General features: G+C 50.3%; 16 protein-coding genes and 3 pseudogenes. 11 read left to right on the forward strand and 8 right to left on the reverse strand.

All coding sequences use genetic code 11. The features are described from left to right. The first annotated feature begins 3 nt into the window (after positions 1 to 3). A complete protein-coding gene (locus RE418_RS12270; RefSeq protein ID WP_399675058.1) occupies positions 4 to 2,478 on the forward strand; it encodes a hypothetical protein in 2,475 nt (824 codons plus the stop codon). 217 nt (positions 2,479 to 2,695) lie between these two features. Here RE418_RS12270 and RE418_RS12275 read toward each other — a convergent pair whose 3' ends face one another. Continuing rightward, complete coding sequence (locus RE418_RS12275; protein WP_399675060.1) at positions 2,696 to 3,340, reverse strand: hypothetical protein; 645 nt, start codon at positions 3,338 to 3,340, stop codon at positions 2,696 to 2,698. A 296-nt stretch (positions 3,341 to 3,636) separates the two neighbouring features. Between RE418_RS12275 and RE418_RS12280 the strand changes: the two genes are divergently transcribed. Both RE418_RS12280 and RE418_RS12285 read left to right on the forward strand, forming a co-directional pair. Further along, complete coding sequence (locus RE418_RS12280) at positions 3,637 to 4,365, forward strand: phage antirepressor KilAC domain-containing protein (RefSeq protein WP_399675063.1); 729 nt, start codon at positions 3,637 to 3,639, stop codon at positions 4,363 to 4,365. 10 nt (positions 4,366 to 4,375) lie between these two features. Next, positions 4,376 to 4,624: a hypothetical protein gene (locus RE418_RS12285; protein WP_399675065.1), complete on the forward strand. Its 249-nt coding sequence runs from the start codon at positions 4,376 to 4,378 to the stop codon at positions 4,622 to 4,624. Positions 4,625 to 4,657: 33 nt separating this feature from the next. On the opposite strand, the gene RE418_RS12290 is transcribed toward RE418_RS12285, so the two are convergent. Further along, positions 4,658 to 5,347 (reverse strand): Rha family transcriptional regulator, encoded by a 690-nt coding sequence (locus tag RE418_RS12290; protein WP_399675068.1) that lies wholly within the window; start codon positions 5,345 to 5,347, stop codon positions 4,658 to 4,660. 364 nt (positions 5,348 to 5,711) lie between these two features. Next, positions 5,712 to 5,960, reverse strand: a complete 249-nt coding sequence (locus RE418_RS12295; protein WP_033632346.1) for a hypothetical protein — start codon at positions 5,958 to 5,960, stop codon at positions 5,712 to 5,714. Positions 5,961 to 6,148: 188 nt separating this feature from the next. Between RE418_RS12295 and RE418_RS12300 the strand changes: the two genes are divergently transcribed. From RE418_RS12300 to RE418_RS12325, 6 genes and pseudogenes are all read left to right on the forward strand, one after another. Continuing rightward, complete coding sequence (locus tag RE418_RS12300; protein WP_399675070.1) at positions 6,149 to 8,710, forward strand: hypothetical protein; 2,562 nt, start codon at positions 6,149 to 6,151, stop codon at positions 8,708 to 8,710. A gap of 28 nt (positions 8,711 to 8,738) precedes the next feature. Beyond that, positions 8,739 to 8,972 (forward strand): class II holin family protein, encoded by a 234-nt coding sequence (locus RE418_RS12305; RefSeq protein WP_342156349.1) that lies wholly within the window; start codon positions 8,739 to 8,741, stop codon positions 8,970 to 8,972. Then, positions 8,956 to 9,471, forward strand: coding sequence for a lysozyme (locus RE418_RS12310; protein ID WP_399675073.1), 516 nt, complete (start codon positions 8,956 to 8,958; stop codon positions 9,469 to 9,471). The genes RE418_RS12305 and RE418_RS12310 overlap by 17 nt, the downstream gene beginning before the upstream one ends. Further along, on the forward strand, positions 9,456 to 9,830 hold the full coding sequence (locus tag RE418_RS12315) for a hypothetical protein (RefSeq protein WP_399675076.1): 375 nt from the start codon (positions 9,456 to 9,458) through the stop codon (positions 9,828 to 9,830). Before RE418_RS12310 ends, RE418_RS12315 begins: the two co-directional genes overlap by 16 nt. Then, entirely contained in the window at positions 9,827 to 10,087 is a 261-nt protein-coding gene (locus tag RE418_RS12320; RefSeq protein ID WP_399675079.1) for a hypothetical protein, read from the forward strand. Before RE418_RS12315 ends, RE418_RS12320 begins: the two co-directional genes overlap by 4 nt. Positions 10,088 to 10,423: 336 nt before the next feature. Beyond that, a pseudogene (locus RE418_RS12325) lies at positions 10,424 to 10,561 on the forward strand (type II toxin-antitoxin system Phd/YefM family antitoxin); the annotation flags it as partial. An 86-nt stretch (positions 10,562 to 10,647) separates the two neighbouring features. Here the strand turns inward: RE418_RS12325 and RE418_RS12330 are convergent. Both RE418_RS12330 and RE418_RS12335 read right to left on the reverse strand, forming a co-directional pair. Continuing rightward, positions 10,648 to 12,630 (reverse strand): hypothetical protein, encoded by a 1,983-nt coding sequence (locus RE418_RS12330; RefSeq protein WP_399675082.1) that lies wholly within the window; start codon positions 12,628 to 12,630, stop codon positions 10,648 to 10,650. Between the two features lie 221 nt (positions 12,631 to 12,851). Continuing rightward, positions 12,852 to 13,043 (reverse strand): annotated as a pseudogene (locus RE418_RS12335) (hypothetical protein); the annotation flags it as partial. A 192-nt stretch (positions 13,044 to 13,235) separates the two neighbouring features. On the opposite strand from RE418_RS12335, the pseudogene RE418_RS12340 reads away from it, so the two are divergent. After that, positions 13,236 to 13,370, forward strand: a pseudogene (locus RE418_RS12340) (type II toxin-antitoxin system RelE/ParE family toxin); the annotation flags it as partial. A 92-nt stretch (positions 13,371 to 13,462) separates the two neighbouring features. Here the strand turns inward: RE418_RS12340 and RE418_RS12345 are convergent. Further along, positions 13,463 to 13,825: a helix-turn-helix domain-containing protein gene (locus RE418_RS12345; RefSeq protein WP_025303895.1), complete on the reverse strand. Its 363-nt coding sequence runs from the start codon at positions 13,823 to 13,825 to the stop codon at positions 13,463 to 13,465. A 122-nt stretch (positions 13,826 to 13,947) separates the two neighbouring features. Here RE418_RS12345 and RE418_RS12350 point away from each other — a divergent pair, with 122 nt between their 5' ends. After that, positions 13,948 to 14,781: an enoyl-CoA hydratase/isomerase family protein gene (locus RE418_RS12350; RefSeq protein WP_025303894.1), complete on the forward strand. Its 834-nt coding sequence runs from the start codon at positions 13,948 to 13,950 to the stop codon at positions 14,779 to 14,781. Positions 14,782 to 14,795: 14 nt separating this feature from the next. On the opposite strand, the gene RE418_RS12355 is transcribed toward RE418_RS12350, so the two are convergent. Further along, positions 14,796 to 16,577, reverse strand: a complete 1,782-nt coding sequence (locus RE418_RS12355) for a hybrid sensor histidine kinase/response regulator (RefSeq protein ID WP_049209541.1) — start codon at positions 16,575 to 16,577, stop codon at positions 14,796 to 14,798. Then, positions 16,574 to 17,206, reverse strand: coding sequence for a response regulator transcription factor (locus RE418_RS12360; RefSeq protein WP_049204885.1), 633 nt, complete (start codon positions 17,204 to 17,206; stop codon positions 16,574 to 16,576). Before RE418_RS12360 ends, RE418_RS12355 begins: the two co-directional genes overlap by 4 nt. Between the last annotated feature and the right edge of the window lie 32 nt (positions 17,207 to 17,238).

Raw genomic sequence — 17,238 nt, forward strand, 5'->3', positions numbered from 1 at the left:
TTCATGAGAGACGAGTGCATTCAGGCGATCACCGCCGCATCACAGCGACCACTTACCACCGCAGAAATAAAAGGGATTGAAGATCGAATCGTGAAAAATATGCGCAACCTCGCGCGTAACGATCCAGCATCATGGCGTAATCTCAGCGAAGCGGAACGCATGCAGCGCGCCGGGCAGATGGCTGCTGAAGAATTGCAGCGAGAGGCAGCGATGAAGAAGCGACGTGTTGCTTTAACCATTGCTGCGCGCCAGCGCCTCGATAACTACATCAGCAGCTATGATGGCAAAGATGGAAAACTGGAGGCGCTAAACCGCACCATCGCATTTCACGCGGACGGGAAAGCTAACTTTCTCTCAGTAGAGTCGAGAACCAAGGCAACCCGCGATTATGCTCTTAGCCAGCTCGAGGAGCTTTTCGAGGCTATCGATCCGCGATTCTTCCAACTGTTCGAAGATAATCAAGGCGTGCGCGATCTGGTCTACGAGATGCGAGGGCAACAAACTGGAAATCAGCGTGCGAAAAGAGGTGCCGAAGCATGGCGCCGCGTTGCTGAGCTGCTGCGCCAGCGTTTCAACGATGCCGGCGGCGATATAGGATTCCTTGAAGATTGGGGGCTTCCGCAACATCATTCTATGGAGAAGGTAGGAAAGGCTTCACAGGATGAATGGGTTGGCTTTGTTATCGGGAAGCTTGACCGCAATAAGTATGTGAAAGAAAACGGCGAGATGATGAGTGATGCGGAGCTTGCCGCGTTCCTGGGTGAGGCCTACAAAACGATCGCTACTGGGGGTATGAACAAGCTGGGCGACAGTGGTCTGCGGATTTCCGGCGCTCGGGCAAATCGCGGGAGTGCTGAACGACAGATTCATTTTCGTGATGCTGAAACCTACCTCGAATACCAGCAGCGCTTTGGCGAAAAATCGATGTGGGACATTTTGGTAAATCACATTGATGGAATCAGCAAAGACATCGCGCTGGTGGAAACCTACGGCCCTAACCCCGATCATGTATTCCGTTCGCTACTGGATCAACTGACTAGCGAAACAGCAAAGGCAAACCCGCAGCGTGCAGGGCGTGTTAATCGTCTGCGCAACAGTACCGAGAGCCTTTACAACTTTGTCGCCGGGAAAACGCAACCCATCGCTAATCCACACATCGCGCGCTGGTCGGATAACGTCAGAAACTGGCTTGTTGCAACGCGGCTCGGTTCGGCGCTGATCTCTTCACTTTCGGATAACGGTACTATGTACCTTACCGCTAAAGTGAACAATCTGCCCATGGCGCAGCTGTTGCGTAACCAGTTGGCAGCCATGAATCCGGCGAACAAAGAAGAGCTACGGCTTGCGCGCGGCGCCGGCCTATCGATGGAAACGCTGATCGGCAGCGTGAACCGCTGGGCGACCGACAACATGGGCCCGTCGGCGTCACGCTGGACAGCCAACGCTGTAATGCGTGCCAGTGGTTTGTCAGCCTGGTCAGATGCCCATAAACGGGCGTACGGGGTCACCATGATGGGCGGCGTGGGTAATCTGGTGCGCCAGCATGTCGGTCTTGGAAAGATAGCTGCCGAAGATAGCAGAATTATCAAAAGTAAAGGAATTACCGATCGTGACTGGAGTATTTGGCGACTGGCGGAGCAAGAAGATTGGGGGAACGGTAACACAACGATGCTCACCCCGGAAAGCATCATGCGTATTCCTAACGAAAAACTTGAGGCATTTGGCAACCCTGAGCGCGTGAAGTTCGAGGCGATGCGTAAGCTGCTTGCCACCGTATCCGAAGAAGTCGACATGGCGGTGATCTCGCCTGGCGCACGCGAGCGGATGATCGCCGGCGCCGGCATGCAACGAGGTACTGTTTCGGGAGAGCTTTGGCGCAGCCTGTTCCTTTTCAAATCCTTCCCGATCTCGGTGATGATGCGACACTGGTCGCGCGCCATGGGAATGCCATCAGCTGGCGGCCGAGCCGCATACCTCGCGACGTTCTTGGCCAGCACAACAATACTTGGCGCTATGTCGCAACAGATTAGCGATCTGATCTCTGGGAAGAATCCGCGCGAAGCCTTTGGTGAAAAGGCGCCGCAATTTTGGCTTAACGCCCTCCTAAAAGGCGGTGGTTTAGGGTTGTATGGGGATTTCCTTTTGTCAGACCATACGCGCTATGGGTCAGGTGCGCTCGCCTCAATGCTCGGCCCGGTTGCTGGGTTGGTTGATGATGCGATAAAGTTGGCTCAAGGCGTGCCGCTAAATGCCGTTGAAGGAAAGCCGGAACAGACAGGCGGGGATACGGTTAAATTCGTGAAGGGCCTTATCCCTGGTCAAAACCTGTGGTACACAAAAGCCGTGCTTGATCATATGATATTCAACCAGATGCAGGAGTATTTCTCTCCCGGATATTTGCGCAGGATGGAGAAACGCTCACAGAAAGAGTTCAATCAAACATACTGGTGGCGGCCGCAGGATCGACTGCCTCAGTGATGGATGGATCTTGGTTACGTTGATTATTATATTCTTGGTATCTGGAGCCCTGCTTGCGGTGGATCATTTCAGATACATACTGAGCGATCATGCTAAAGCATTGTGTTGGTTCGTGTTTGTAATCCACGCGATATTACTCGTCGGAAGTATTGCAACTGGAAAGGTGATGTATTTTTACCCTGGATAATATCAAGGCCCGCTGCATGCGGGCCATTTTTTACCGTCCTTTGCGCTTATCCCAGCAAGTTTTACACCATGCCATTAGCCCGTCGGCATTTGAATTATTGGGATAGAAACTGGTTCTCTTGCGGCGAACCTTACAGATGGGGCACCACTTCATGTGTCTGGTGTTTTTTTCCCCTTTTAGGCAGGATGTGCACCAGATGGTTACACCATCCGGGTGTTTACTGGATTTGCTAAATTTGCTGTACGGTAAGCTGATTCTGCATCTTGTGCATTGTTTTTTCCCTTCTTGGGATTTCGAATGGCTAAGGTTTTCTTCAGCATCTATGCTGGCGATAGCTTTTGGCTGCTCTATTCTGATCGGTTGTGCTTCAATGGTTGGCTTTACTTCTTGGATGGTTTTTTGCTGAGCCTCTATCCCTGCCTTTTGTTGATAATAATTATTAATTGCTTGCAGGTCATACTCTGTCTTTGAAGCCACACTTGCAGCTCCCGGCTTATGGTACTGGGTTGATGTGCTGTCCATCACCTGAGTACGCTGCACCCGGATCTCACCATCGTCAGTTTTTATGGTTCTGTTATGGGTTACAACGGTTCTATCGGAGACCTTGGTACGGTTCTGGTTGATGATAAAAATTACCACCACCACCACCCCGACCACTATCCAGAAAATTTCCATAGGGGTTACTCTTAATAATAAAAACCACCATTAAGGTAACCTTAACAAACCAGACGTTCAAGGATTGGGCTGAGGCGCTTTAGCAAACTCAAGCAAAAATGCGGCATTGTTGTTCAAGGATGTTATGTTATTTGTGATATAATTACTTTACAGGTAAGTTATTGAAAAAGATCTTTTTTATTTATTACCTGTGTGGTAAGTTTTTTCATGAAACAAACGGGCCATAAGGCCCGCTGAATGGTCAGTAGGTAGGACTATTGACCGACGTCAAAACCCAAACTTGAAGGTACTGTGTAATGACTGCATTGAATTTAGCAAACAACGCTGGCGCTGTCACTATGTCCAGCCTGGAAATTTCTACGCTGGTTGGAAGTCGCCATGACAGTGTTAAGCGCACGATTGAACGGCTCGCAGATTTAGGGGCAATCACTTTACCACCAACGGTGGAAAAGCCCACCACAGGGCGCCCGACGACGATTTACGTTTTCGAAGGTGAGAAAGGAAAACGAGATAGCATTGTTGTAGTAGCCCAACTCTCACCGGAGTTTACTGCAAAATTGGTAGACCGTTGGCAGGAGCTGGAGCGTGTATTAAGCAGGCCGACATTTGACGCCGCTGCTGCGTTGAATGATCCGGAGTTCTTGCGTACCACTTTGCTGACCTATAGCGAAAAGGTCATTGCGCTGGAGCACAAGGTGGTTGAGATGCAGCCGGATGTTGAAGCATTGGAGCGCATCGCAAAAGCCGATGGCAGTATGTGCATCACCAACGCAGCCAAGCATTTGCAGGTTCAGCCAAAAGCGTTGTTCAAATTGATGTCGGAAAATCACTGGATCTACCGACGTACCGGCGGTCGCGCATGGCTTGCCTATCAAGACCGAATTCAGTCCGGCGTCCTGGAGCACAAGGTTACTACCGTCTCCCGGTCAGATGGCAGTGAAAAGGTTGTCGAACAAGTTCTGGTCACCGCCAAAGGGCTGACTAAGCTGTCAAAATTAATGGGTGTGAGCGGCGCTGCCGCATAAGGATGATGAAATGGCATTAAGTGTATTAGGTGACTCCTTGCTTGCCAAGAGCCGCCACCGTGTTGAGGGCGATAGCGTCACCGCTACATTCACTGCTGTAGCGTGCGAGAACGAGGAAGGTAACGACGAGTTCATGTATTGGGTTGAGCTTCTTGGTAGCGCTGGCGAGACTATTTTGAAGGAGATTAGCAGCGACTTCATCACCGCCAGTGACATCTACGAGCGATTGAAGAAAACTCTAGGACCAATTGCAAGCTAAGTAGAACGGGGCCATTGGCCCCGTATTTATTTCTCACATCTTCCCAATCTGATGATCAATGTAGCGGGCGTGGGTCTGGATGTCACCCAGCGCGCGGCGCATGCCGCCGACGTAGCCGCGGATAATGTCCAGTTCCCGATCGGCTGCCGACACATCGAAGCCATCGGCGCGCAGCCATTCCAGCAAAGTGAGCAGGGTGCTGCTGTCGTCCTTACTCAGGAAGTCGCGGATGATTGTCGCTTCATGCTTCCTGTTCGCCGGCAGGCTGTAGTTCGGTCGCTTGCCCGCGGGGATAAACTCGCCTTCATGAATGATCTGCTGCAGCTTGTCGACCAGGGCAGACAGATTGGCGGTGCCGGTAAGATCGCCAAGCGTGTTGTGGCCATAGCGCTGGCTGGCTAACTCGCTCTCCATCCGGTCGAACTCCGCGATATACGCTTCTTTGAACTGTGCCGCCTTCTTGCCTGTGAAGCCCATCACCAGGAACACGAAGCCGTTCTTGGTCATTTCGTACATCTTGTAGGTGTTACCGTTGTGCTCATAGGGAACCAGCGAAAAGTTGCTGGTTAAGAATTGCTCAGAGCACTCAAGACTTTCTACCTTTTGAGTGACGTGCTGATGCTGCTTAGCGAAGAAAGCTGCAACTGATTTTGTGGTAGTGATAGGGCGGCCGCTGCGAACGACGATTTCAGGTGTGATGCCGCAAGGGAATTGAGTAGCCATTGTGATTCTCCATAGTGATCTGTTAATCACCACCGGAGACGCCAATCTTCTGGTGGTGAGACGTACAGGGTTGGCGTGCCGGGGAGAATCAACCGGTGAGCCTTTCGGCTCCCCTGCACGCCCCACCATAATTTTGATGTAGCTGTGCTTTGGGCATAAAAAAAGCCGCTAACGCGACCTATGCGCGATTCTCACATTCCGGGACGCCAATCCCGGCATCAGATTTTGCTGATGCGCTATCACTGTGGCGCAGGTTTGCGAGAAAGTAAATGTACCAATTTGGTAACTATTTTGCGAGCGGGATTGAGAAAAGATTACCTGAGCAGCAGCCGGGCTAGGCCCGGCGAGGTATTGACGATGGTAATTATTGTTCCAACTGGTGTGTAATAAATTGCGAATGTGTTTTGATTTGTTCCTTCATTTTTTCATTTTGTGTGACATAGTTCACTAAAGCATTCAGTTCCAGCATAGCACCGCCGATCTCTGAACCGTCATCATCGAGTTCCTTCAGCAGCGTTTCCAGTAGTGAAGCCTTAGCTAATCCCGCAATCCCTTCGCGCGTGTTAACGCTTTTCTCCAGCATCCTGCTGGCCGGGTAGCTGTACTTCTTCATTGCGTAATGCACCTCGCTCAGCTTGTAACTACTGTATAAATAACCATATATAAAAATTATTGGTTTAGCAATATGCGCAACACTAATTACCAATAAGGTAACAAAATTCAATATAACACATAATTAAATTCATGTATGGATTAGCAGGCGCTAGAATGCTCTTTATGTGAGCAAATGGGATTAGAGAGATGACCGTATCAACAGAGGTAAGCCGAGAGGAATACACCGGCAACGGGGTGACGACAGATTTTGACTATCGCTTCCGTGTGTTTTCTGCGGATGAGCTTGTTGTTACTGTCGCGGACACAACAGAAAACATCCGCACACTGGTGCTAAATACCGATTATACAGTTACCGGCGCCGGCAGTCGTAACGGAGGCAAGGTTAAGCTTGCTAGCGCACTGGCCAACAACTGGCGGATCAGCATCGAGCGAGAGCTACCTGTCACCCAGGAAACCGACGTTCGCAACCAGGGTAACTTCTTCCCTGAAGTGCATGAGGATGCATGGGACAAGCTGACCATGCTGATCCAGCAGGCGATTGGTGGCCTTGGCCTTGCGCTGCGAAAACCAAACTGGCTGGCAAAGTATTACGATGCCAAAGGAAATCGGATATCTAACCTTTCCGATCCTGTCTATGGGCAAGATGCAGCAACAAAGCGATATGTTGATGCTGGAGATGCATCTAGCAATCAGCATGCTGATGATTTATTCAAGCGAACCATTCGAGTACCAGAGAACTACGTTGATGAATTGCCAACAATCCACGGCCGTGGCGGTAAGCTGTTTGCGTGGAGTAATTCCGGGCGGCCCATCGCGGTGCATGCTGAAACCGATGGAGGGACACAGCTCGAGATCGACCTGGCCGGCAGTGATGGGTTTAAGTTCATCGGCCAGGCCGGTTCGTTTGATGAACTCAGAAGCGTGATCCCTGAGCGTGCTGGCCAGAAAATCCTGCTAGGTGGCTATTACCCTGGCTGGGCTGCTATCGGGCAACCGGCAGGTGGCGGCGAATTTGTGGCGGTTTCTGGGGTGGCGGTCGATGATGGTGGCTATATCTGCCAGCCTACGGGCAGCGCACTATTCCACTGGCAGCGAGTAATCGATGGGCGAATGCTAAGCCCCGAGATGTTTGGCGCATTCCCTGATTCAACGCGAAGCGTGCGGGGGACTGATTATGCGGCCAACCTTAACAAAATGTTTGCCGCTGCAATTGCAAATAATTTTGGCGTTGATTTTCGTCATGGCCAGGGTGGCTACGAATTTGAGAAAGAACGCGCCTATTACGTCGGAAGTCCAGTCGTGGCGACTGGTATTCATCAAATCCGTGGGAGCGTTTACCTCCATGCTGACTCGAGTTTGTTCGACAAAACCAATAATAGCTATGTCTTGCTGCTAGGTGATCCAAAAACAAATTATCAGACAATACAAAATAATCTGTTGTTTGACTTTATTTTTGTTCGAGATATTGACCAGCGTGGGCTTCGCTCTGGACTGAAAAATGAATTGAACGGCGTATTCCTAAAGTACACTGGTGTTTACGGTGATGGTTTCCGTGCAATGGACTTTAACGGTCGCGGTGTGCACTGCTCCCCTGTATTTGACTCCAAGTTTGGAATTATTCAGGAGCGATGCGGAAATGAGTTGTCGTATGCGATCACAGTGGATGGTAACGGCGATGAATCAAACTCGATCACCTTCACTTACATATTATCTCATGATGCCTATCATAAAGGCGTTTATATCACCGGTTCTAAGCATAACATCCTACGTGCTCACATTGAGGCCACGGCTGTTACCACTCTGGACGATGGATATACTGGTGCGTCCGGTTCTGTTGCGCAGAGTGGACTCAAGTATTTAAACAACTTCTTCTATCTCGTCGCTGGTCAAACCGGGAACATAACAATTAATGATTATTCTCGCAGCGATAATAAAACTTACTACGACGACCTGGACAACTATGCATCAACAAATGGTGCGCACTCATTGTTCATTCTAAACACCGGTAGTAATGCATCGTCTATACAGGCAACGTCGCCAAATGTTCACACCTCATTCTTTGGTGGCTCGACGTATGGCGGCATAGGTGTGCTGCAAACTATTAATGCGTACTATGAAACAGGGAGCAGGATCACAACCTCTGTTGCGCGCGTGACAGATTTGCGCGTTTTCGACAACTTCAATCGGTTCTTATCTGGCCGAGCCGCGAGGGTGTCAAGAGCTGCCGGGCAGTTCTATTCCTTCACTGTCGATGCGCCGTTCTCTCAATCGCCAAATCAAGAGGGGACTGTCGTATTCACAAACTGCACATTTAGCGGCGGTATTTCTGCATTAACGAACGGATATACATACCTTAATAATTGCATTATTAATGGTATTTCGTTGAATGCGAACAATACACCAGAGCGCGGTATATTCAGAGGTTGCAATATATCAGGAAATATAAACATTGCCGACGCCTCAAGCAGCACGAATAACAAGCGAGTGCTGTTCTATGCATGCGAAATGACAGGAAATCTGACGCTCAGTTCAAATAGAGAATCAACTCCGGCATTTATGGGTTCAGATAATTGGGCTCGAGGCGGGACGGTTTCAGGATGGTCTCTGCCAAAGCATATGGAAGTGGGCGCAATCGTCCAACGCATTGGACAGCCGTCAGCAGGTCAGGGGATTATTTATATTGCCACCGCTCTGCTGTCAGACGGCACAAATACATGGGCAACGATCGCTCAAGTTCCAAACGCATAATTACCCCCAGGCAATGGGAGGTGGAGCCATGAAAATGGATAAAATCACGACAGGTATTTCTTATGGCGCCTCCGGTGGTGGCGCCGCATTCTGGTTTACTCGGCTGCTGGATGGCTATTCACCGGAGCAGTGGGCGGCTATAGGCGTTTTGGGGGGGCTATTTTTCGCCTTCCTCACATGGTTAACAAACCTGTATTTCAAGGCTCGTGAAGACCGCCGCCGCGAACGCATGGGGAGGGTCGCCGATGGGCAGGCTGAATAAAACAGGCGCCGCCGGAGCCGTTTGTTCTGTGATGGTGATCATCGGCCTGGTGCTGTCGAGTGGAGAGGTAAAAACCAGCCGCGCGGGGCTTGAGCTGATCGGTAATGCCGAGGGATGCCGCCGCGAACCGTACAAATGCCCGGCTGACGTGTGGACTGATGGGATTGGCAACACGCACGGTGTTAACCCGAGCGTGCGCAAAACCGAACAGCAGATCGCCGCCGACTGGCAAAAGAACATCCTGGCGGCTGAGCGGTGCGTTACCAACTATGCCGCCGGCGATGAGCTGCCACAAGGCGCGTTCGATGCGGCGGTGAGTATCACGTTTAATGCCGGCTGCGCGACGATGCAGAAATCGACGATGTTCAGGTTGTTCCGCCAGGGTGAAACGGTGGCCGCCTGCGAGCAGTTCCCGCGCTGGGTGTATGCCGGCGGCGTAAAGCTCAATGGTTTGGTGATCCGCCGTGACAAGGAGCGCGCGTTATGTCTGGCAAAATAACGTCGTTGGTGGTGATCCTGCTGGCGCTGGCGGCCGTTGTCGGTGCTGGCGCCTGGCTGGCTGGGCGTCACTACCAGCCAACGATTGACCGACTCAACGATGAGCTGACGCAGTGCAAAGGCAGCAACAAGCAACAGGCGGCAACGATCGCCAGCCAGAACGCCGGCATTGACGCGCTGCAGCGCAAACAGGAAGAGATGGAAGCCAAGGCCAAGGCAGCGCAGGGAAAAGCCCGCAGGGAGGCGCAGGGAGATTATGAGAGGGCAAACGAGGTTATGGCAGAACGAACCACCGGCGAAGCGTGCGCGGCGGCGTCTGCTGCGTTTGACGCAGAGCTGCGCCGGGAGCGTGCCCAATGAAAAACCTGATCGTGGTTTCTGTCCTGGCATTGGCCGGCTGCTCGAACGTGCCACCGGCGCCGTCATATGTTGAAGTGAAAGTTCCGATCGCCGTGCCATGCAAAACGGCCGACGTTTCGCGCCCGGCGTTCGCTGTTGACCAGTTGCCTATCGGTGCTACTATCGACGTCCAGATGCGAGCGCTGCGCGCCGAGCGTCACCAGAGGATTGGTTACGAAAGAGAGCTGATAGCTGCCAATGAGGCGTGCAAAAACTGAGCTGGTTTTTCTGGTGACGGTATTAAAGTCGGTATGAAGATTTCATTGTCATCACATCAACCAATAAAATCAATCTCTTACTTTTGTTGTAAATAATTGAGTGGGAATGATTTGACACTTCCCGCAGCCTGTTCGTAACTAGGCCGAAGTGACTGAAACCCTCTGTTTTTACAGAGGGTTTTTCTTTATATGACCAAACATTTTCTGCCTGTTGTCAGTCATTGAGGTAAGTTATAGGTAAAGCAGATTATTGTTTGTGGTCGAAATATAGCCTATGTTCAGACCGTGGTATGATTGATAGCGCCAGGGGATACGATGAAAGTAGAGACCATCAACTACGTGATAGAATCCTATGAGCAGCAGAAGCGAGAGAACGCCATTGCTCTGCTGAAATTGCTGATGCTGTCAGAGAAGGATAAAGCGGAAGGGCGTGTGTTCTCGAAGGAACCGCTGTTGGATGGGCTTACGGATTGAACGCAGGACACTCAACGTTAAGGGGATTCCTTTTTCAATTATAGATTTTTTAATTAAAACCCCCTAAGCGTCTTTATAGTGAAAATTTAAATTGTGGGTGCTGAGTTATTAAAGTACTCCTCCCAGGACTCACTCCATTTTTCATTTAGAGAGAATAGTGGTTGCCTACCATTCTCATGATAATTAAGCCAGGATAACTTCAGGATACTATCCTTTCTTAATTCTCTAGACATATTATTTGCAGATATCTTTGGCCTGTTAATATTAATTGACATATGCTCATTAATTATTTTTGTTAATTCTGATGCATTGCTTTTCTTGAATCCTTTTGCTTTTCTTAGAACTAAAGAAACCAATATTATTGGTATATATATAGTTCCATAGATCTTTAGTGTACCAATATTTTCTGGTATTGCATTTATAAGATTTTTATTAATAGACCTTTCAACTGATTTTTTTGTTTTGTTTTGATGGTTTGGCAATTGAAGATGTTCCGTTGATGTAAAAAGATTTAGCCTAAGTTGACCATTATCTTCTTCCAAGTCTAATATCGAATTTCTTACTGATCTATAATCAGATTTTGGGACTTCTATATACTGTAACTCATCATTTTCATCTGATTCAATAATAAGTCCCAGAGGTGCATTCTTAGAGGACATTAGCTCAACATAACAACCATAGTCGAGTGTGTATAAAGTATACTTTTTGCCGACTGCATTTTTTGCGGAAACACCTTGCCTAAGAACGTGAATTACTCTCATGTCATATAGATAATCTATCAGTTTATGATTCTTCTCATGGCTAATTAGGAAGCCCCTAGATTTTCTATGTCCAATAACTTCGTTTATTATTCTGTCAAGTAGTGACACGGCTTCTGGCCTGCTGTTAAGGGCTGCATGCTTGTTGACCTGAAACCATTTTTGAGCGGAGTTACGGATATGAAAAATAGATATTTTGTTTGCTAAAGCAGTCTGCGCAGCTAATGAAATAATATTTATGGCATCTCTTGGAACACCCTCAACTGCTCTTACATATTCGTCAAAAGCCGAAGTTTGAGTAAATACATCATTTATAAATAGGTTAGGCTCTCGATCGCAGATTGAGTTTTTATCAATAGCACAAACATGGCGATGAAGTAGGTTTTTAAAGAAGTTTTTGGCAGCATCGCTATCATTATCAAACACCATGTATTCATCTAAATTTATCACAGATGAAGCATCTGAACCTAATTCTATACCAATGCTGGCACCAGTATTCATGTCCACTTCCATGAAGTTGCATCTATGAGCAATAGCTGCAATTTTTACAGTAATGTTAGGAATTGGGTATAATATTCTTCTTAAAAGTTCTGCAAGATAAGGTTGAAGGTCTAAAGGAATCTCTGACCATTCATCAATTAATATCCAAAGCTCCTTATGAGGTAGCATTGAAACAATGTCGTTAAGTTTTTTTGTTATTGAGTTAAAATGAATTCTTAAAGTTATTTTTCCTGTGGTTTTTATTCTTTCTGAGCTCCCAATGGCAGTGCCTTTTGTGAGTTCCATTCCTGCGGAAATACTTTTCAATGATGCATTTGATTTGATTGAGAAATTATTGGATATGTTATTGGATGAACCAATTTCCTCTTCAGATGTACCCTCTATGTTTAATGCGGTTGCTTGTTCAAGAAAATTGTTCAATAATTCCGTTATCTCTGTTGTTTTATCTATTTCGTTTTCAAATATATAATCTAGAATAACCTCGTGAATATTGCATAAAGTATCTGAAAGCAGTCTTGTTGCCCTTTCACTTAGGGGGATGTTTTGATCTGAAAATATCCCTCCTGTTGAGCCTATTAATCGCATGTCAATAGGTACACTGATAATCCCTCGATTAGATATTTCATTGTTGAGCACTGCTAAGAAGTGTGTCTTTCCGGTCCCTCTCCGTCCAAACATTATTTGATTATCTGTGCTTGAAAGTAATGTATATGTAGGGCCAACATCAACGAAGGATTTGATCAGATGCTCAGTTTGTAATTTTTCAGCTCGTTTAGCTAGTCTCATTATTATTGAGTTGATATTTCTCATAATTTTCCGCCATTTTAATCTGATAGTCTTTCCGTAGCTCAGTCAGAGATTGCAAGTAAAATGATTATTTGATCTAAGCTATCATTTTTCTCCCTACTTACAAATATCAATGATTATAGTGTTAGAGTGTTATTGTTTTTTTTGAAACTATATCTTGTTTTTTTATTTAACATCAAAATAATCTATTGACAGGGTGGGTATTAAATAAAGTTTTTATATTATTAGTACGCAAACAGTGTTTCAGGAGGTGCCAAACCACCCTTAACCGCCCCCCACTGCGTCAGCAATGCATGTAGCCTGGCCGGCTCCAGCGGCTTGCGCAGCACCTGATAACCTTCCTGCTCGGCCTCTTGCAGGATCGGCGAGTTGAATTCGCCGCTGACCATCGCGCCACTCACGTCCGGCAGGCGTTCGACGCTCTTGCCCCGTGCCGTGTTTTTAAGGCGCTTTAGACGGAATTAAGGGATTACAATGGAATTTGAGTACACGGCGACTCAATAGCGAACCCTCTCCGTCGCGTTGAAGTCGAATCCCGACCGGTGATCACGGAAATACTCCCTCAGTTTGAGAATACCGTTAGCCTGTTCCCGCAGGGATGCTAGATTTGCCCTGAGCTGCTGAAGATTGGCTGTGCAAAGTACCGGGAGTTTAATCACGCAGAAGGTTACCGGGTTTTGTATTCCGTAGAAGCAGCCACTTTGACTGCCCATGCTATCTTGTCACACCGGCAGGACATCTAATTGCTGTTGTTTAAGCGTCTGATCACGGCCTGATAACCCGATCGGCTCCTAACCCTCGTTTTCCTGCAAGTGAAAGACTATGGGGGATCGCATCACTCGCCTTGCTCATCATACTTGCGTTGGCACTCCTGAATCGCCTCAATATTCCCCAGCGTCCAGTCGAACAGTATCGAGAACGGCCCCTGCAGGGATTTGCCGAGCGGCGTCAGCGAATACTCGACGCCAAGCACCCGCCCGTCCAACACTTTGCGATGCACCATGCCGTTGCGTTCCAGCTTGCGTAGCGTCTGGGTCAGCACGCGTTGCGTGACGCCATCCAAACGGCGTTTGATGGCGTTGAAGCGCTGCGGCTCACGCAGCACTTCCAGCACCATCATGGACCATTTATCGGCAATCTGATCGAGGACGATGCGGCTTGGGCAGTCGGCGCGGTAAACAAGGTCGGTCGTATCCATCGGTATCCTCCTGCATCCCTGGGATGCTTAAGGTGCGTAATTGACGCCAAGTATGCAAAGTATACCATTCGACACACGGCGTGAAAAACCCGCACTTGTACCCCAGGTAAAAGGACATTGAGATGACAGATACAGATTTCAGCAAGCTCAGGCTGTCTCATGCGCACGGCGTGATGACGATCGCTATCGATAACCCACCGGTAAACGTGCTTGATGTGGCGCTGATGTCGGAAATCAGCCGTTTATTGCTCGCGGTGCGTGACGATCCGGATACGCGGGTGTTGGTGTTCCAGAGCGCGAACCCAGCGTTCTTTATTGCTCACGTCGACATGACCTTGATCGATGAGCCGCACGCTTTCGACGAACTGGCGAGCAACGCGCCGGAGGGGCTAAATCCGTTCCAGGCGTTTGGCGAGCTGCTGCGTAGCCAGCCGCAGGTCACTCTCGTTAAGCTGGCCGGGCTGGCGCGCGGCGGTGGCGCCGAGTTTGTGGCGGCGGCCGATATGGCTTTCGCGGCACGGGAAGCGGCGGGGCTGGCCCAGTGCGAGGCCTTGATGGGCATTACGCCCGGCGGCGGTGCGACGCAGTATCTGACGAGCCGAATGACGCGCGGCCGCGCTCTGGAAGTGATCCTGGGCGCCGATCTCATCGATGCCGCTACCGCAGAACGCTACGGCTGGATTAACCGCGCCTTGCCTGCCGCCGAGCTGGATGATTTCGTCGAGCGGTTAGCGCGCAATATCGCGGCATTGCCTGCGGGGGTGATTGCGGCGGCCAAACAGGCGATGCCTGCACCGGATCTGCAGGCCGGTTTTTATCGCGAGCACGACGCCTGGGCGGGATTGTTCGCACGCCCGGCCGCGGAGCGGTTGATCCGCGGTGGGCTGAAAGCCGGTGCGCAAACCCCGGAGGGGGAGCGCAACCTTGAAGGCCTGCTGCGGCATCTTGCCCGCTAAGGCACCGCCTCGCGCTAGCCGGCCCCCCACTGCGTCAGCAGCGCATGCAGCCTGGCCGGCTCCAGCGGCTTGCGCAGCACCAGATAGCCTTCCTGCTCGGCCTCTTGCAATATCTGTGAGTTGAACTCGCCGCTGACCATCGCGCCGCTCACGTCCGGCAGGCGTTCGAACAGCGCTTTCAGGATGTCGAAACCGCTCTCGCCGGAACGCAGGCGCTGATCGCACAGCACAGCGAACGGCGTAAAACCGTCCTCGACAATGGCGAAGGCTTCCTCGGCGGAAGCCGCGCAGCGCACGGTGATACCCCAGGTGCTCATCAGGCTCTCCCAGGCGGAGGTCACCAAGGGATCGTCGTCCACCACCAGGCAGGCGCCGCGCAGCGGTGCATAGCGGGTAGGCGTGGCGGTGTTGTCGTAGGCGGCCGCGGTTTCCGGTGCTTTGTCTTCGCCGATATATTGCGTGAAGCGCATCCAGAAACGCGATCCTTTGCCTTCGACGGAGTGCATGCCGTACTTCACCTTCATCAGCTTGGCGCAGCGCGCCACCACCGCCAGCCCCAGCCCGTGGCCGGCGCTGTCGATTTTCCACGCCAGTTCAGGGCGGTAGTAAGGGGAGAAGATTTTGCTTTTCTCTTCGTCGGCGATGCCCACGCCGGTGTCCCACACTTCCACCAGGCACTCGGGGCCGCGTGGGCGGATGGCGATCAGCACGCCGCCCTGTTGCGTATAGCGCAGGGCGTTTTGGATCAGGTTGATCAGCGATTGCCGCACCAGCAGCGGATCGCCCATCACGCTGATACGCCGTCTAGGCCGCCAGGTGCGCAGCGCCAGGGCGCGGCTGTTGGCCTCTTCGCGGAACAGGGTGACTACCGAGTCGAGCAGGGCGCCGATATCCACATGGGTGGCGGCGGTGCGCACGTTGCCGGATTCGATCTTGCTGAGATCGAGCAGTGAATTGAACATCAAATGCACCGAACGCACGCTTTGTTGCAGATCCAGCAGCTGCGGCGTCAGGCTGTCGTCCCGGTTTTTGTGGATGATGGCTTCGATCAGAAAACCCATGGCGTGCACCGGCTGGCGCAGATCGTGGCTGGCGGTGGTCAGGAACTGGTTCTTGTCCAGTAGCGCCTGTTCCGCCTCCTCTTTAGCCTGGCGGAACTGCTCCGCCAGGCGCGAGCTTTGTTCTTCGAGCAGCGCCTGCTGAATAAAGAACGCATGCGAGGTTAATGCGTGGCGGTAAATGGCGAAGCCGTACAGCAAGTTCAGCATCAGTACGATGAACATCACGTCTTCCAGCCGCCAGATGATGCCGAGGTTCAGCAGCCCCCAGGAGGCGAAGAAAAAGCGGGTAAAGGTGCTGATGACGGGCGTCAGGTGCGTTGCGTTGGCGGCGACGATCGCAGCGATGCTGATATTGAGCAGCAGAAAAAAGTCAAAGTTATGGGTCTGTGGGGTAATTAAATAGAGTGATGAGATCCCCAACCCGTGAATAAACGCCACCTTATTAATGCGCGGCAGCCAGCGGCGCAGCACGGTGTCTTCATCATTTTCTTTGGCCTCATGCAGGTAGCGACGATGTCCTATTCGGATCGCCACGGCGCATAGCAGGTAAACGATGATCCAGGTAATGGTTGGGCCGAGTTCATCACCCAGCAAATAAATCCAGATGGCGAACGGAATGCCGACAAAGGGCACGGCGGTGAAGCTGAACACCAGCCGCATGAAGGTGTTGTCCAGCAGGCGGATCTGTGCGCGTGGGGAGATGCCATCATTTTGTAAATGCTGGAAAAACCTCATGACGACGGATCCCGTTTGCCGTGCAACAGCGTGATGGCTTCCACTCGGCTGTTGACGCCGATCTTTTTCAATATATTGCTGATATGCTCTTTGACGGTCGGCTCGGAAATAGACAGTTGTGTCGCAATTCTTTTATTTGGCAGGCCGCGCAGCATCATAGTTAATACGTCTAATTGCCTCGGCGTTAAATTGAATTTATTTAAATGGTCATGGTTGTTTTTAATGGCGGCTTCATTGCCTTCCGGGAACCATTCCTGATTGTTATTCAGCGCAAAAACCGCCCTGGCGAATAATTCTGGCGGTTCATTTTTTAACACGAACCCATGCCCGCCGGCATTGTGAACTTTCTGCCAGATATCGTTATTCTCGTCGCCGCTGACCACCAAAATCCGCACCTGCGGATAACGTTGTTTTACTTCTTTGAGTAATTTCAACGCCGTACCGGAAGAGAGCCAAAAATCAATCACCAGTAAACGCGGTGGGCCATTTTCCCTAATATGGCGGTAGCAATTCTCTTCATTGGTCACCACATGCGCCTGTTTGAATCGGCAATGCGTGCTGAGAAAATTGGCAATGCCGCTTGCTACCAATGGATGGTCATCAACGACCAACGCATAATCCTGCCCCAAAGGATTCTCCTTTCGCCTTCAAATATCAGATA

The sequence above is a fragment of the Serratia sp. szju genome (genome assembly GCF_044594185.1).
GTDB classification, from domain to species: Bacteria; Pseudomonadota; Gammaproteobacteria; order Enterobacterales; family Enterobacteriaceae; genus Serratia; species Serratia bockelmannii.

Bases quoted from the DNA above. Each gene is read 5' to 3' on its own strand.
- RE418_RS12270 (WP_399675058.1), top strand. From the start codon at position 4: ATGAGAGACGAGTGCATTCAGGCGATCACCGCCGCATCACAGCGACCA.
- RE418_RS12275 (WP_399675060.1), bottom strand. From the start codon at position 3,340: ATGGAAATTTTCTGGATAGTGGTCGGGGTGGTGGTGGTGGTAATTTTT.
- RE418_RS12280 (WP_399675063.1), top strand. From the start codon at position 3,637: ATGACTGCATTGAATTTAGCAAACAACGCTGGCGCTGTCACTATGTCC.
- RE418_RS12285 (WP_399675065.1), top strand. From the start codon at position 4,376: ATGGCATTAAGTGTATTAGGTGACTCCTTGCTTGCCAAGAGCCGCCAC.
- RE418_RS12290 (WP_399675068.1), bottom strand. From the start codon at position 5,347: ATGGCTACTCAATTCCCTTGCGGCATCACACCTGAAATCGTCGTTCGC.
- RE418_RS12295 (WP_033632346.1), bottom strand. From the start codon at position 5,960: ATGAAGAAGTACAGCTACCCGGCCAGCAGGATGCTGGAGAAAAGCGTT.
- RE418_RS12300 (WP_399675070.1), top strand. From the start codon at position 6,149: ATGACCGTATCAACAGAGGTAAGCCGAGAGGAATACACCGGCAACGGG.
- RE418_RS12305 (WP_342156349.1), top strand. From the start codon at position 8,739: ATGAAAATGGATAAAATCACGACAGGTATTTCTTATGGCGCCTCCGGT.
- RE418_RS12310 (WP_399675073.1), top strand. From the start codon at position 8,956: ATGGGCAGGCTGAATAAAACAGGCGCCGCCGGAGCCGTTTGTTCTGTG.
- RE418_RS12315 (WP_399675076.1), top strand. From the start codon at position 9,456: ATGTCTGGCAAAATAACGTCGTTGGTGGTGATCCTGCTGGCGCTGGCG.
- RE418_RS12320 (WP_399675079.1), top strand. From the start codon at position 9,827: ATGAAAAACCTGATCGTGGTTTCTGTCCTGGCATTGGCCGGCTGCTCG.
- RE418_RS12330 (WP_399675082.1), bottom strand. From the start codon at position 12,630: ATGAGAAATATCAACTCAATAATAATGAGACTAGCTAAACGAGCTGAA.
- RE418_RS12345 (WP_025303895.1), bottom strand. From the start codon at position 13,825: ATGGATACGACCGACCTTGTTTACCGCGCCGACTGCCCAAGCCGCATC.
- RE418_RS12350 (WP_025303894.1), top strand. From the start codon at position 13,948: ATGACAGATACAGATTTCAGCAAGCTCAGGCTGTCTCATGCGCACGGC.
- RE418_RS12355 (WP_049209541.1), bottom strand. From the start codon at position 16,577: ATGAGGTTTTTCCAGCATTTACAAAATGATGGCATCTCCCCACGCGCA.